Source organism: Pararhizobium sp. O133 (assembly GCF_051669845.1).
In the GTDB taxonomy this organism is placed as follows: domain Bacteria; phylum Pseudomonadota; class Alphaproteobacteria; order Rhizobiales; family Rhizobiaceae; genus Pararhizobium.
In genome coordinates this window covers 3,249,544-3,264,767 of the sequence record NZ_CP196426.1, presented here as the reverse complement: position 1 = coordinate 3,264,767, position 15,224 = coordinate 3,249,544, and the positions used below count along the sequence as shown (strand labels likewise).

Here is a 15,224-nt window from a genome sequence, read left to right as displayed (position 1 = left end):
GCATCCGCGCGCAACTTATAGGGAAGCGGTTGGCTTGCAAGCCGGAACCGTAGACAAGGGAACGAAATGCCCAAGCAGGTGATGATTGTTGAAGACAACGAGCTGAACATGAAGCTCTTTCGTGACCTGATCGAGGCGTCCGGTTACACCACCATCCAGACCCGCAACGGTATGGAAGCCCTTGATCTTGCGCGTAAACACCGGCCGGACCTGATCCTGATGGACATCCAGCTTCCGGAGGTCTCCGGGCTCGAGGTGACCAAATGGCTGAAGGAAGACGATGAATTGCATGTCATTCCGGTGATCGCCGTCACGGCGTTCGCGATGAAGGGGGATGAAGAGCGGATTCGGCAGGGCGGCTGCGAGGCCTATGTCTCCAAACCGATCTCCGTTCCGAAGTTTATTGAAACGATAAAGACATATCTGGGCGACGCGTGACGTGTCGCCGAGGCGGTTTTTCACCGCCTGGAAACAACGTTTGTGCATGGGCGATCGTGAAAGCTGAACCCGCTTCCCGTCTCATGTGCGTTTTGGCAGGATAGATTGCATGACCGCGCGTATTCTTGTCGTCGACGACATACCGGCCAATGTGAAGCTGCTCGAAGCCCGGCTGGTGGCGGAGTATTTCGACGTGCTGACTGCTGCCGACGGTTACGAGGCGCTGGCGATCTGCGAGAGGCAGCCGCTCGACCTGATCCTTCTCGATATCATGATGCCGGGCATCGACGGCTTCGAGGTCTGCGAGCGCCTGAAGGCGAACCCGCGCACCGCGCATATTCCCGTCGTCATGGTGACCGCACTCGATCAACCGTCCGACCGGGTGAGGGGCCTGAAGGCCGGCGCCGACGATTTCCTCACCAAGCCCGTCAACGACATGCAACTGATGTCGCGCGTGAAAAGCCTGGTGCGGCTGAAGAATGTCAGCGACGAACTGCGCCTGCGCTCCGAGACCGCCCACAGCGTCGGTCTGCAGGATCTCGCCTTGAGCGACCGCCCGGACGAATTCGGCAATGTCCTGCTGGTCGACGGTCGCGGCAGTTCGCAGGAGCGCATCACGCGCGCCCTGAAGCCGATCGCCGACGTGACCGCCATGTCTGATCCGCAGGCAGCCTTGTTCGAGGCAGCCGAAAACAGCTTCGACCTGGTCATCGTCAATTCGAATTTTGACGACTACGATCCCTTGCGTCTCTGCTCGCAACTCCGCTCGCTGGAGCGCACGCGCTACATTCCGTTGCTGATTATTGCCGAGCAGGGCCATGACGACATGATCGTGCGGGCGCTTGATCTGGGCGTCACCGACTATCTGATGCGGCCGATTGATCCCAATGAGTTGGTTGCCCGCAGCCTGACGCAGATCCGCCGCAAGCATTGCAACGACCGTCTGCGCGCCAGCGTCAAGCAGACCATCGAACTCGCTGTCACCGACGGCCTGACGGGCCTGCACAACCGTCGCTACCTCGACAATCATCTGAAGCTGCTCATCGATCGCGCCGTGGCGCGCGGCCGGCCGCTGTCGATCTGCATCACCGATATCGATCGCTTCAAGAGCGTGAACGATACCCATGGGCACGACGCCGGCGACGAGGTCCTGCGCGACTTCGCCCACCGCGTCCGCTCGACCGTGCGCGGCGCCGATCTTGCCTGCCGGTTCGGCGGCGAGGAGTTTGTCGTCGTCATGCCGGATACGCCGGCGGATGCGGCTGCCGCGATTGCCGAGCGCCTTCGCACCATTGTCGAGGACCGGCCCTTCGCACTTCCGAACTCGGACACGGCGCTGTCGATTACCGCTTCCCTAGGGCTTGCCACGCTCAATCCCAACGGCGATACGCCCGAGGCACTACTGAAGCGTGCCGACACGGCATTGTATCAGGCTAAGAATAACGGCAGGAATCAGGTGGTTGCCGCAGCCGCCTGAGCCGGTTCGGTACAGCCGCGCCCGTCGTCTCTCAGTTTTCCACAGGAAAGCCGGATCTGATTCACGCAACGCGAATTTTATGCACGCATAGGGAGTGTGTGGATAAAAGAGCTTGTAAAAGTAAGATTCGCTGAGTTTCCTTGATACAAATCGACCTTTCGAGCATGCTGATAGCTTTCAAAATAGTACAATGAAATCAACTGCATAAAAAATAAAATCGGGTGTGTCGCGGTTTTCTTACGTTCTGTTTGATATTTCTGCAGAACAATCATATGACTTTTGGAACGGTGATATGGGAGGCTGCGCCGGCCGAAATCAGCATCGACGGTGTATAAGACAATGGTGAAATTAACCATGTCTCCGCCTTCGCATGCGTGCTGGTTAAGAATTCATTGATTTTTTTTTATTTTCGGTCAATTCTCATCCGTAAGGGAGAATTCAACTCCCGCGATTTACCCCACGATGCTCAGGTCCGCCGCATCTCCTGGGTTGTGGGGTTTGTCGGCTGACTTGTTACCAATGCGGTTCCTCGTGCCGCGGTTTCGGTCAGCCGACGCCCATTGAAACGTCGTCCCTGCGAGGGGGCGACGTTTTTTGATTCTGGGCTTCAAAAAATTGATCGGCCTTCGCCTCCATCCACGCATGAAAAAGGCGCCGAGCTTTTCAGCCGGCGCCTTTCAAATTCCAATCGGAACCAGATCTTACTTGATCTTGGTTTCCTTGAATTCGACGTGCTTGCGTACCACCGGGTCGTACTTGGTGAATGACATCTTGTCGGTCTTGGTGCGGCTGTTCTTCGTCGTGACGTAGAAGGTACCTGTGTCGGCCGTCGACAGCAGCTTGATCTTGATTTTTGCAGCTTTCGCCATGGTCGTCCTGCCTTTATAAAAAAACAAAGCCGCGGACGTCCGTGAAAGCGTCCCGGCAAACTTGGCGCGAAACTACAAATCGCGCCCGAAAAGTCAAGTCCGTTTTGGGTTGAAAACGATCCTGACCACCGAAAGGGCCACATAAAGCCCGAAGAAGCCGGCAATCGCCCAGGCAAAACCGTCATTGCCGGCAATGTCCATGGCAGCACCGATGGCCTGCGGGCCTGCCACCGTTCCGACCGCATAGGAGAAGATGAAAGCCGCGTTGGCGGCGGCAAGGTCTGCGCCTGTGAGGCGCGAGCCCAGATGGCTAAGGCCGACCGTATAAAGGCCGGAGACGCTACCGCCCCAGAAGAGCAGCACGATCGCCATCAGCCACCAGTTGCCCTGCATCAATGGCAGGCACAGCGCGCCGATCAGCCCGACGACGGTCATCATGGCGAGCAGATTGCGGCGATCCTTCATCCGGTCCGACAGCATGCCGAGCGGGATTTGGAAGATGACATTGCCGATGCCCATAACGGTCAAAAGCAGCGCCGCCTGCGATTCGGTAAAGCCGCTGCGCGTGCCATAGATCGGAAAGAGGGACAGTCCACCCGATTCGACTGCGCCGAAAATGAACACCGCGGCTGTCGCGGTCGGAACGAGGAAGACATAGCGCATGAAATGCAGTTCCGGCTTCTCGTCCAGAACCGGGCTTTCATTGCGGGCGAGGAAGATCGGAATGGCTGCGAGCAGGATGACGGTGGCACCGAAAGCGAATGGCAGAACGCCGTCGCTGCCGAGAATGGAAAAGAGCAGGGGGCCGGTGGCAAAGCCGAGCGACAGCACCGTGCCGTAGATACCGAGCACCAGCCCTCGACGTTTTGGCGGAGCCGTCGCATTGATCCAGAACTCGGAGAGCACGAAGAGCACGGTAATGGCACCGTGGAACACGACACGCAGCGGAAACCACAACCAGAAATTCTGGATATAGTAGAAGCCGAGCGCGCTGATGGCTGCAAACAGGACCGCCCAGAGCATGGTCGTTGCGACACCGAATCGATGGGCGGTCTTTGCCGTGACGGCTGCGGCCGCCATGGAGGCAAGCCCGGCCATCGCCGAATTGAGGCCGATCAGCGTGGAGGAAATGCCCCGCTTCTCCATGATGATGCTGAGCAGCGGCAGGCCAAGGCCGATCGCTATACCCACGGCCGTGATCGCGGCGACGGCGGCGATCAGGGACGGCCAGTGAATTTCCTCAACCGGCTCTGACGTGCCGGACGGCGGCTGGGACATGCGGCAAAATTCCTCAGAGAAGGTCGCGGACGAACCGTCCATGACGGGTGTAGTAGAACGGCACCGGCCTTCCGAAGGGCAAGGACGCGTCAGCCTGAAGGCTCGCCCTCAGGTCACCGAGAATGATTCCGGTGATATCCGGCATGGTCACGGTCGAAGTATCATTGACATCGATCCATCTCAAATCCTCGAGTTCCCGGCTGTCGCGGATATCCGTCGGCTCGATGCCCGCTTCATCCGTGAACACGGCAAAGAAATGGGTATCGAACCGGCGCGGATGCCCCGGCGGCGTTATTGCTCGTGCCATATAGCGCAAGTTTGTAAGATCGGGAAGAAAAGGTAACGCTGTGTTTCCGTCGGCTTGCGGGCTGCCGATGGCAATGCTTGCTTCCTCGTGAAGCTCCCTGATCGCGGCAAGCGCAAGCGCGCGCAGGCGGCTCTGCGTGGCGTTCTGGCCATAGGCGGCGCGCAGTCGGTCGAGGACCGCCGGATGGATGTCGCCCTCCCATGAAAGGCGATGGTCGGTCGCATCGCGCCGACCGCCCGGAAAGACGTGCAGGTCGGGCATGAACACATGCGCCTTGTTGCGTCTGCCCATCAGTACGCGCACGCCGTCATTGAAACGGTCGAGCAGCATGATCGACGCGGCGTCCCGCGGTCGTGGCGAACGGTTGGGTTTCTCGGTGCCAGGAATGGGTGCGCGGGCCTGGACCTGCATGGCAGCGGTCACGCAGCAGGATCCCTGTCCGGCAGGATATCCGCCGGCTTGTCTTCATGGTCGCCGAAGCCGTGCATCCTCAGTGCCCATTGCAGGCCGATGACGCCCCCTTTCACGGGTTGCAACAGGGCCAGCGAACCAAGAATGGTGATGGGCACCCAGATGGCCAGATGTCCCCAGTTGGAGAGCGGCAGGATCATCTCCGTCGCCATGAAGCCGGCCAGCACGATATGACCCATGATTGTCACGACGATATAGGGCGGGAAATCGTCGGCGGCGTGCCGGTCAAGCCGTTCGCCGCAGGAGGCACAGGCGGGTACGGCCTTTAGGAAGCGGCCGAAAAGACGACCGCTGCCGCAGGCGGGGCATGTGTTGAGAAGCCCGCGCTTGATAGAGCGCCAGACGGGTCGTTCAACCCGTTCGGTCTGCTCGAAGTGAATCGTCTCCGGATTTCCGCCGGTTGCCTGCATAGCCAAATCCTCATTCTGTAGACGCGAGGCAGGCCCCGTGTCCTCTAGCGCCTGCCGCGCGACGGTCGCGTTCCCGGCATCTTGCGATCCCGGCGACCGGACTTGTGGAAGGAGCGCGTCGCCGTCGGCATCTTGCGTCCTTCGCTGATCATCTCGAAGCGGAGCGCACCAGCCAGAGGTACGGCCTCCACGAGCTTGACCCTGATCTGATCGCCCAGGCGATAACCGAGACCGGTCTTTTCGCCCGAGAGTGCCTGATGGGCCTCGTCATAGATGAAGTAGTCACGGCCCAGCGTAGATATAGGCACGAAACCGTCGGCGCCATAGGAGGGAAGGGTGACAAAAAGTCCCGCCTTGGTGACGCCGGAGATGCGGCCATCGAATTCCTCGTTGACGCGGCCGCTCAGGTGATGGGCGATCAGCCGGTCGACGGTGTCGCGTTCGGCCGCCATCGCGCGGCGCTCGAAGGTGGAAATCTCGGCGGAAATGTCGTTGAGCGCTGCCTCTTCCGCCGGCGTGATGCCGCCTTCGCCGAGCCCCAGCGTCCCGACCAGCGCGCGATGCACGATCAAGTCGGCGTAACGACGGATGGGTGAGGTGAAATGGGCGTATTTCATCAGGTTGAGGCCGAAATGGCCGATATTTTCGGGGCTGTAGATCGCCTGGCTCTGCGAGCGCAGCACCATCTCGTTGACCATCGTCTCGTAGGGCTGGTCGACAGCCTTCGACAGAATGCCGTTGAAATGGTTGGAGCGCAGGTTGCCGCCCTTGACCAGCGACAGATCCAGCGTCGCCAGGAATTCGCGCAGGGTCTCCTGCTTGGCAAGCGACGGCGCATCGTGAACGCGGTAGACCAGTGGCTGCTTCTTGATCTCCAGCGTCTCGGCCGCCGCCACATTGGCCTGGATCATCATCTCCTCGATCAGCTTGTGGGCATCAAGGCGATCCGGCACGAAGACGCGATCGACAGTGCCGTCAGGCTTCAGCACAATCTTGCGCTCAGGCATGTTGAGTTCGAGCGGCTGGCGCCGGTCGCGCCCGCGCGTCAAGATGGCGTAGGCGTCCCAAAGCGGCTTCAGGATCGGTTCCAGCAGCGGGCCGGTCTGGTCGTCCGGATTGCCGTCGATTGCCGTCTGCGCCTGATTGTAGGAGAGTTTTGCCGCACTCTTCATCATGATGCGATGGAAAGTGTGACCTGCCTTGCGGCCTTCCTTGGAGAAACGCATGCGCACGGCGAGCGCCGGACGATCAACGCCCTGCTTCAGCGAGCAGAGTTCGTTGGAAATCCGCTCGGGCAGCATCGGCACGACGCGATCCGGGAAATAGACGGAATTGCCGCGCTTCAACGCTTCATGGTCGAGCGCCGATTTCGGCCGGACATACCAGGAGACATCGGCGATTGCCACGGTGACGATGACGCCGCCGGGATTGTCGGGGGATGGATCCGACTCCGCATGGACGGCGTCGTCGTGGTCCTTGGCGTCGGCGGGGTCGATCGTGATCAACGGCAGCGAACGCCAGTCCTCCCGATGTGACATCGTCGCAGGTCCTGCGGCCTCCGCTTCCTTCAAGACGTTTTCGGGAAAGATATAGGGAATGCCATGCGCGTAAATCGCGATCATCGAGATCGCCTTTTCCGTGGCGACGGAGCCGACAACGGATTTCACCTGGGCGCGCGGCAGGCCGAACCGGCCGGCACGAATGATTTCGACCTCGACCAGATCGCCGTCCTTCGCCGTGCCCTGATGCTCTGCGTCGACCTGCATTTCCTCGCCGCGCTTTTCGATCGGCATGATGCGGCCGCCGCCATCCGGCATGGCGCGGAAGACACCCATCGCGGCGTTGTTGTTGCGCTTGCGGTCCAGCACCTTGACGATACGGGCCGTATAGGCCGGGCCACCGCGATCCTTCGCCGGGAAGATTTTGGCCAGAACCCGATCGCCGATGCCGCCGACGGGTGTCTTGCCCTTGGACTTGCCGATGCTCGACTGGCGGATCAGGACGGCGGGCGCCACGCCTTCATCCTCCGGCCATTCGGCTGGCCGGCCGATCAGTTCGCCGTCCTTGTCGCGAGTGGTGATATCGAGCACCGTGACCGGGGGCAGGGCACCGGGGCGCACTAGGGAATTGCGCTTCTTTTCCAGAAGCCCGTCCTGCTCCATTTCCCGCAGCAGCGCTTTGAGCTCCGTGCGCGCTTCCCCCTTCAGGCCGAACGCCTTGTAGATTTCGCGCTTGGATGCCTTTTCCGGATGTTCCGAGATGAAGCGCATCAGGACATCGCGCGGCGGCACCGCACCGTGAATAATCACGACATCATCTGCCGGCAGCACGGCCTTCTTGCCCGCGCGTCCGATCCGGACTGCGGGTTTGCCGGGCCGTTCGGTTCGATCGCGTGGGATTCTGGTCACGTTCAGGCCTTCTTGGCTTTGGCTGCCGCCTTTGGCTTGGCGGCCGCTTTCGGTTTCGCGGCGGCCTTCGGCTTCGCGGCCGCCTTCGGTTTTGCAGCCTTGGTCGCGCCCTCGGCCTTCTCAGCCTTCGGCTTGGCCGCCTTCGTCGCCTTGCCCTTGGCCGGCTTGAGACCGGCCTTGGCGATGCGTTCAGTAATCAGCACGAGTGACTCTTCGAGCGTCACGCTGGACGGATCCTTGCCCTTCGGCAAGGTGGCGTTGACCTTGCCCCAGTTGACATAGGGACCATACTTGCCGTCGCGCACGGTGATTGCGCCACCGTCCGGATGATCGCCGACCTCTTTCAGCGCTGCAGCGGTTGCACCGCGTCCGCCCGGTCCCTTGGCTGCCTTGTCGGCGAGCACCGAGACGGCACGGTTGAGGCCGATCGAAAATACGTCCTCGATGCTCTCGACATTGGCATATTTTCCATCATGCAGGATGAATGGTCCATAGCGGCCGAGGCCGGACGAGATCATCTTGCCGGATTCCGGATGGGCGCCGATATCACGTGGCAGGGAAAGCAGGGCGAGCGCCTTTTCATGGTCGATGCTGGCAGGCGTCCATCCCTTGGGCAGGCTGGAGCGCTTGGCTTCCTTACCGTCGCCACGCTGGACATAGGGGCCGAACCGGCCGGAGCGCAGGGTGATTTCCTCGTTCGTGTGCGGGTCCTTGCCGAGCGACAGCGGCTCGTTGCTGGCGCTTGCCTCGCCATTCACGGCCTCAGCGCCAAATGGACGGGTATATTTGCATTCCGGATAGTTGGAGCAGCCGATGAAGGCGCCGTTGCGGCCGAGCTTCAACGACAGTTTGCCGGTGCCGCAAACCTGGCAGGTACGCGGATCGCTGCCGTCCTCGCGCTTCGGGAAGACCAGCGGTGCCAGTTCCTCGTTCAGCGCGTCGAGCACGTTGGTAACACGCAGTTCCTTGGTGTCTTCGATCTGGGCGAAGAAATCCTTCCAGAAATCGCGCAGCACGTCCTTGTAGTTCAGTTCACCAGCGGAAATCTGGTCAAGCTTTTCTTCCAGCGATGCCGTGAAATCATACTCGACATAACGTGCGAAGAAGCTTTCGAGGAAGGCCGTGACCAAACGGCCCTTGGCTTCAGGGATGAGCTTGCGCTTGTCGGTGACGACATATTCGCGGTCGCTCAGAGTCTTCAGCGTTGCGGCATAGGTGGAAGGGCGGCCGATGCCGAGCTCTTCCATCTTCTTGATCAGCGAGGCTTCCGAATAGCGCGGCGGTGGTTCGGTGAAATGCTGGGTCGAATTGATCTTCTGCTTGGCGAGGTTTTCGCGCGCATTGATCTCCGGCAGACGGCCATCCTCGTCGCCATCGTCGCTCTGCTCGCCATCCTCCTTCTGGTCGGTATAGGCTGCGATGAAGCCGTCGAACCGGATGACCGAACCGACGGCGCGCAGGCCGGCCTTTTCGCCCTTGTTGTCGGCGGTGATCTCGGCGGTCGTGCGTTCGATCTCGGCCGACGCCATCTGGCTGGCGATGCCGCGCTTCCAGATCAGGTCGTAAAGACGCAACTGGTCGGCGTCGAGGAAGCGCTTTACCTGGTCAGGCGTCCGGTTGAAATCCGTCGGCCGCACGGCTTCGTGCGCTTCCTGGGCGTTCTTCGCCTTGGTGGAATAGAGGCGGGCCTTGTCGGGCACGTATCGAGCGCCGAACTGATCACCGATCGCACTGCGGGCGGCATCGATGGCTTCAGGCGCCATCTGCACGCCATCTGTACGCATATAAGTGATCAGGCCGACGGTTTCGCCGCCAAGATCCACGCCTTCGTAAAGCTTCTGTGCAACCTGCATGGTACGTGAGGCGGAGAATCCGAGCTTCGAGGACGCGGCCTGCTGCAGTGTCGACGTCGTAAACGGCGGCGACGGGTTGCGCTTGACGGGCTTGGCTTCAATGCTGTCGACCACATAGCTTGCGCCTTCGAGCAACGCTTTCAGCTTGCCGGCGTCTTCGCCATTGGTCACGGCGCGTGGCTGCAGCCGCTTTCCATCGGCCGAAACCAGCCTTGCTTCGAACTCGTCGCCACGCGGTGTCTTCAGGAGCGCTGACAGGTTCCAGTATTCTTCCGAGACGAACCGCTCGATCTCGGCTTCGCGATCGCAGACGAGGCGCAGGGCGACCGACTGCACACGACCTGCGGAGCGGGCACCGGGCAGCTTGCGCCACAGCACCGGCGACAGATTGAAGCCGACGAGATAGTCGAGCGCGCGGCGCGCCAGATAGGCGTCGACCAGCGGCACGTCTATATCGCGCGGATTAGCCATGGCATCGAGCACGGCCTTCTTGGTGATGGCGTTGAAGACGACGCGGCTGACCGGCTTGTCGCCGATCAGCTTCTTCTTTCTTAAGAGATCGAGCACGTGCCACGAAATCGCTTCTCCCTCGCGATCCGGGTCGGTCGCGAGAATGAGCCCGTCGGAGGATTTCAGGGCGTCGCCGATATCCTTCATGCGCTTGGCCGACGCGGTGTCCACCTCCCAGAGCATGGCGAAGTCGTCGTCCGGCAGGACCGATCCATCCTTGGCTGGCAGGTCGCGCACGTGTCCGAACGAGGCGAGAACCTTGTAGCCGGGTCCCAGATACTTGTTGATGGTCTTCGCCTTTGCAGGCGATTCCACGACGACGACATTCATGGTCATATTCTCAACGCAACCGTTCAAAGCTGTGCCAGGCCGGGGAAGGGCGGCACATTGGGAAATATCGATGCCCCGACATGGACAGGGATTCGTCTGCGGTCAAGTGCCGGGCGGAAAATAAGCCCATACAACGCAATACAACCTATAAGAGATTACGTTTTTATTGCAATTAAAGATAAATGCGTTATCGTTCTTGAAGTGTACTCGATCCCGATGAGAACGAGGCCGGAACAACGATCCGGCTGGGTGGGGAGCGGGCTGACACAGCAAGAGCGTCGTATTGGGTTTCGCTCGCACATGATGGCCTGCCGATGGGTGAAGTTGAATGCACAACAGGGAAAACCGATGATTCCGAATTCAAGCGGGGCCGGAAAAAAGGAAACGCAGGCGCATGAAAAGGTCGCCTATATCCGGCAGATGCTCGGGGAGCTTCGCGGCGTCGCCAGCAATGAAGGCGCCGATATGCTCTGCTACCTGATCGAGATGGCCTTCGTCGAGGCTGGCGACATCCTGTCCGGCAAGCGGCTGTTGTCATTCGCCAATGCTGAGGGAAACCAGGCCGCCGGGATGCCGATGAAGCCGACCGGCAAGATCAAGTTCTAACAGGACGAGATAGACGGCTGATGCCGAAAGCCCGGTGTGGCGGATGATGTCATCGATCTCGACGGGCGTCGGGCCGAGCGCATCGGTGATCCGGCCGCGATCGTTCTCATCCGGCGGTGGGGCCATTGGGCCGGGATCATGTTCTCCCGGTTCTTCCGCCCGTGGCGGCGTGAAGAGATCGATGCGGCTGAGTGGCGCGAGCGCCTGGAGAATATCCTGTGCCTCGGTCGTGACGATCGCCCCGTCCTTCAAGAGCCCATTCGTCCCATGACAGCGCGGGTCAAGCGGCGACCCCGGCACTGCAAAGACAAGCCGGCCGAAATCACCGGCATACCGTGCGGTGATCAGCGAACCGGAGCGTGAAGCGGCTTCCACGACGAGAAGCCCGAGGCTGACGCCGGCGATCAGCCGGTTGCGGCGGGGGAAGTCACGGGCGCGCGGCTCCCAGCCGAACGGCATTTCGCTGATAGCGAGGCCATTACCGGCGGTGACCTCGTCGAGCAGGCCGACATTTTCCGGCGGGTAAGGCTGGTCGAGGCCGCCGGCAAGCGCGGCGATCGTTCCCGTGTCGAGGCTGGCGCGGTGCGCCGCCGTATCGATGCCGCGCGCCAGGCCCGAGATAATGGAATAACCGGCACGCCCGACATCGCGCGCCATCATCGCGGCAAACTTGGTGCCGCTGATCGATGCGTTGCGGGATCCGACGATGCCGAGGGAAGGGATGGTGCCGATGGCGGGATTGCCTTTGACCGCAAGCAATGGCGGCGCGCCATCGATCTGGCGCAAAGCAGGCGGATAGTCGGGCTCGCCGATGCCGAGGAAGCGGGCACCCAGCCGATGCGCGATCGCCAGTTCCTTTTCCGCTTCGGCCACCGAGGCGACACGGATCGCACGGGTGGAGCCGCCGCGCCGCGAAAGTTCCGGCAGCATCTCCAGCGCGGTTTCGGCCGAACCGAAATGATTGATCAGATCACGGAAAGTCGCCGGCCCGACATTGTCGCTGCGGATCAGCCTCAGCCAGGCAATTCTCTGTCTCTCCGTCAGCGCAATCCCGTTTCGTCCCGCGCTGCCGTTCGACATTCGGTCTTATCCCTTTTCCCCGATCCGGCCCTCGGTCCCGGCCAGAAGCCGCTGGATGTTCGCCTTGTGCTTGATCCAGGTGATGATGCTCATCACAACGAACAGAATGCCGATTTTCCCATAACCCGTCGCCAACAGTACAACCGGAACGACGACGGTTGCAACCAGTGCCGAGAGCGAGGAATAACGGGTGAGCTTGGCCATGCCGAGCCAGATGGCGGCGAAGACGAGAACAATCAGCGGGGCAAGGCCAAGCAGGACGCCGATATAGGTGGCAATGCCCTTGCCGCCCTTGAACCCGAGCCAGACGGGGAAGAGATGACCGAGAAAGGCTGCGCAACCGGCGGCGATGCCAGCCTCAATCCCCCAATAGGAGGCGACGAACGCTGCAGCCGTGCCTTTCAGCGCGTCAAGCAGCAGCGTCGCGGCGGCAAGCTTCCTGTTGCCGGTCCGCAGCACATTAGTCGCGCCGATATTGCCGGAGCCGATCTTGCGGACATCACCCAGTCCGGCCATGCGGGTGAGGAGGAGGCCGAAGGGAATGGTGCCGAGCAGATAGCCGAAGATCGCCGCGATGGCCGTCGATACGGCATCGAACTGCCAGGAAAATATTTCGGACACGTGCTGCCTCCCAATTCCGTCCGAACGGACGTTTGCCCCTCACCCTAGCCCTCTCCCCGCAAGCGGGGCGAGGGGACGACGGAATTTGCCGCTTGTCCCTTCTCCCCGTTCACGGGGAGAAGGTGGCCGACAGGCCGGATGAGGGGCGAGCGGTGCGCTCCATCAAATCGAATGAACCAGTTTTCCCGCAACATAGGTTTGAACGGCCCGGCCGGTAAAGCGGGCATTTTCGAACGGCGTGTTTTTCGAGCGCGACACGATCGAATCCTTGCCGAACAGCCAGGGCTCCTCAAGGTCGATCAGCGTAATGTCCGCCTTGGCGCCGGGCTTCAGCGTGCCGGCATCGAGGCCGAAGATCTGTGCCGGACGGGTGGACAGCGCATCAATCAGGCGCATCAGCGGCACGCCGCCGCTGTGATACAGCCGAAGGGCTGCCGGCAGAAGCGTTTCCAGCCCGATTGCACCGTCAGCGGCATCGGCGAAGGGCAGACGCTTGGTATCGACGTCCTGCGGATCGTGCGAGGAGACGATGATATCGATCGTACCATTCGCCAGCGCCTCGACCATCGCCACGCGATCGTCCTCGCCGCGCAGCGGCGGCGACAGCTTGAAGAAGGTACGGTATTCGCCGATGTCGTTTTCGTTCAGCGTCAGATGGTTGATCGAGATGCCGCAGGTAACATTGGCGCCGCGCTTGCGGGCCGTGGCGATGGCCTCGGCCGATTCCGGCAGCGAGATTTTTGCTGCGTGATAGGCGGCCTTGGTCAGGCCGGCGATGCGCAGGTCGCGCTCCAGCGGGATGATCTCGGCTTCGCGTGGTACGCCTGAAAGGCCGAGCCAGCTTGCCAGCAGGCCCTCGTTCATGACCCCACCGGCGCCGAGATACTTGTCACGGGTTTCGAGCGAGATCACCGCGCCGAATTCGCGCGCATAGGTCATCGCCCGGCGCAACATCAGCGTATCGTGGACCGGCTGGCGGCCATTGGTGAAGCAGACGGCGCCGGCTTCCCGCAGCAGGCCGAACTCGGTCATTTCCTCGCCGCCGAGATGCTTGGTCAGTGCCGCTGCCGGATAGACATTGACCAGCGCCTTGTCACGGGCGGTCTTCTGGACGAACTCGACCAGCGCGATGTCGTCGATCACCGGATCGGTGTCGGGCATGGTGATGATCGAGGTGACGCCGCCGGCAGCGGCCGCGCGCGAGGCGGATTCGATCGTCTCGCGATATTCGCCGCCGGGTTCGCCGACAAAGACACGCGCATCGACAAGGCCGGGCACGGCGATGAGGCCATTGCAATCGCGGATCTCGGCACCGGCCGGCGCACCCTGCGCGTCCTTGCCGGCGGCGGTGATGACGCCGTTTTCGACGATGATATCGCCGGTTTCATCGAGATTGCGCGAGGGGTCGATGATGCGCAGGTTTTTCAGGACGAGGGAGTTGGTCATGCGCGCGGCCCCTGGTTCTGCGAAAGAAGAAGTGTTTCCATCACCGCCATGCGCACGGCGACCCCCATCTCAACTTGTTGCTCGATGACGCTCTGCGGGCCATCGGCGATTTCAGAGGCGATCTCGACGCCGCGGTTCATCGGGCCGGGATGCATGACGAGCGCGTCGTCCTTCGCCGCCTTCAGCTTTTCGGCATCAAGGCCGTAATAGCGGAAATACTCGCGCACCGACGGCACGAAGGAGCCGGCCATGCGTTCGCGCTGCAGGCGCAGCATCATCACAACGTCGGCATCCTTCAGGCCTTCCTCCATCGAGTGATAGACCTCGGCGCCCATGTCGGCGATGCCGGAGGGCAGGAGCGTGGCGGGAGCGACGACGCGGACGCGCGCACCCATCTGGTTGAGAAGCAGGATGTTGGAGCGGGCGACGCGCGAGTGCAGCACGTCACCGCAGATGGCGACGATGATGCGCGACAGCTTGCCCTTGGCGCGGCGGATGGTCAGCGCGTCGAGCAGCGCCTGGGTCGGATGCTCATGCTGGCCATCGCCGGCATTGACCACGGAGCAGGACACCTTCTGCGCGAGCAGGGCGGCAGCGCCGGCGGACGAATGCCGGACCACCAGCACGTCGGGATGCATGGCGTTCAGCGTCATCGCCGTATCGATCAGTGTTTCGCCCTTCTTCACCGACGAATTGCTGACCGACATATTCATGACGTCGGCGCCCAGCCGCTTGCCGGCCAGTTCGAAGGAGGATTGCGTGCGGGTCGAGGCTTCGAAGAACAGGTTGATCTGCGTCAGGCCGCGCAGCGTCGATGTCTTCTTTTCTCTCTGCCGGGAAATCTTGACGGCTTCGTCTGCCCGGTCGAGCAGCAGCGTGATGTCTTGTTCCGTCAGGCCCTTGATGCCCAGCAGGTGGCGATGCGGAAAGAAATCCATGGGGAGCCGCCTCATTTTTTAGAAGTTGCGTGGGTCTATAATGACTGTGCGGTAAACCGGCAAGGCTGAGGGGGTGCAAACCGGGTGCATCCCCATGCTTTTCTGGCAGTTTTGGCATCCCCGGCAAATTGTTGCGGCAAGCGGCGTTTATCCCATCCCGATGCTGTTCCTAAGCATCCGGA

13 protein-coding genes are annotated in these 15,224 nt (G+C 61.4%); 3 read left to right on the top strand and 10 right to left on the bottom strand.

What is annotated here, in order from left to right; translation table 11 throughout:
• The first annotated feature begins 66 nt into the window (after positions 1-66).
• Positions 67-438 (top strand): response regulator, encoded by a 372-nt coding sequence (locus ACST81_RS15660; protein ID WP_003547430.1) that lies wholly within the window; start codon positions 67-69, stop codon positions 436-438.
• 109 nt (positions 439-547) lie between these two features.
• Positions 548-1,915, top strand: a complete 1,368-nt coding sequence (locus tag ACST81_RS15655) for a PleD family two-component system response regulator (protein WP_438749052.1) — start codon at positions 548-550, stop codon at positions 1,913-1,915.
• A 701-nt stretch (positions 1,916-2,616) separates the two neighbouring features.
• Here ACST81_RS15655 and rpmG read toward each other — a convergent pair.
• From rpmG to topA, 6 genes are all read right to left on the bottom strand, one after another.
• On the bottom strand, positions 2,617-2,784 hold the full coding sequence (rpmG, locus tag ACST81_RS15650) for a 50S ribosomal protein L33 (RefSeq protein WP_060502112.1): 168 nt from the start codon (positions 2,782-2,784) through the stop codon (positions 2,617-2,619).
• Between the two features lie 93 nt (positions 2,785-2,877).
• The gene (locus ACST81_RS15645) at positions 2,878-4,062 is read right to left on the bottom strand and encodes an MFS transporter (protein ID WP_438749050.1); all 1,185 of its coding nucleotides are present in this window, start codon (positions 4,060-4,062) and stop codon (positions 2,878-2,880) included.
• Between the two features lie 13 nt (positions 4,063-4,075).
• Positions 4,076-4,780: an NUDIX hydrolase gene (locus ACST81_RS15640; RefSeq protein ID WP_438753601.1), complete on the bottom strand. Its 705-nt coding sequence runs from the start codon at positions 4,778-4,780 to the stop codon at positions 4,076-4,078.
• Positions 4,781-4,788: 8 nt separating this feature from the next.
• Entirely contained in the window at positions 4,789-5,250 is a 462-nt protein-coding gene (locus tag ACST81_RS15635) for a DUF983 domain-containing protein (RefSeq protein ID WP_438749048.1), read from the bottom strand.
• Positions 5,251-5,294: 44 nt separating this feature from the next.
• Positions 5,295-7,658 (bottom strand): ribonuclease R, encoded by a 2,364-nt coding sequence (gene rnr / locus ACST81_RS15630; RefSeq protein ID WP_438749046.1) that lies wholly within the window; start codon positions 7,656-7,658, stop codon positions 5,295-5,297.
• A gap of 2 nt (positions 7,659-7,660) precedes the next feature.
• Positions 7,661-10,351, bottom strand: a complete 2,691-nt coding sequence (gene topA, locus ACST81_RS15625) for a type I DNA topoisomerase (protein WP_438749044.1) — start codon at positions 10,349-10,351, stop codon at positions 7,661-7,663.
• 57 nt (positions 10,352-10,408) lie between these two features.
• Between topA and ACST81_RS15620 the strand changes: the two genes are divergently transcribed.
• Complete coding sequence (locus ACST81_RS15620) at positions 10,409-10,957, top strand: hypothetical protein (protein WP_438749042.1); 549 nt, start codon at positions 10,409-10,411, stop codon at positions 10,955-10,957.
• Here the strand turns inward: ACST81_RS15620 and dprA are convergent.
• The 4 genes from dprA to ACST81_RS15600 form a co-directional block, all read right to left on the bottom strand.
• Positions 10,886-12,037 carry a DNA-processing protein DprA gene (dprA, locus tag ACST81_RS15615; protein ID WP_438749040.1) on the bottom strand — a complete coding sequence of 384 codons (1,152 nt, stop codon included), beginning with the start codon at positions 12,035-12,037 and terminating at the stop codon, positions 10,886-10,888. The genes ACST81_RS15620 and dprA overlap by 72 nt on opposite strands.
• A 6-nt stretch (positions 12,038-12,043) precedes the next feature.
• Positions 12,044-12,649, bottom strand: coding sequence for a glycerol-3-phosphate 1-O-acyltransferase PlsY (plsY, locus tag ACST81_RS15610; RefSeq protein WP_438753599.1), 606 nt, complete (start codon positions 12,647-12,649; stop codon positions 12,044-12,046).
• 171 nt (positions 12,650-12,820) lie between these two features.
• On the bottom strand, positions 12,821-14,104 hold the full coding sequence (locus ACST81_RS15605) for a dihydroorotase (protein WP_438749038.1): 1,284 nt from the start codon (positions 14,102-14,104) through the stop codon (positions 12,821-12,823).
• A complete protein-coding gene (locus tag ACST81_RS15600; RefSeq protein ID WP_037121922.1) occupies positions 14,101-15,042 on the bottom strand; it encodes an aspartate carbamoyltransferase catalytic subunit in 942 nt (313 codons plus the stop codon). The genes ACST81_RS15605 and ACST81_RS15600 overlap by 4 nt, the downstream gene beginning before the upstream one ends.
• Between the last annotated feature and the right edge of the window lie 182 nt (positions 15,043-15,224).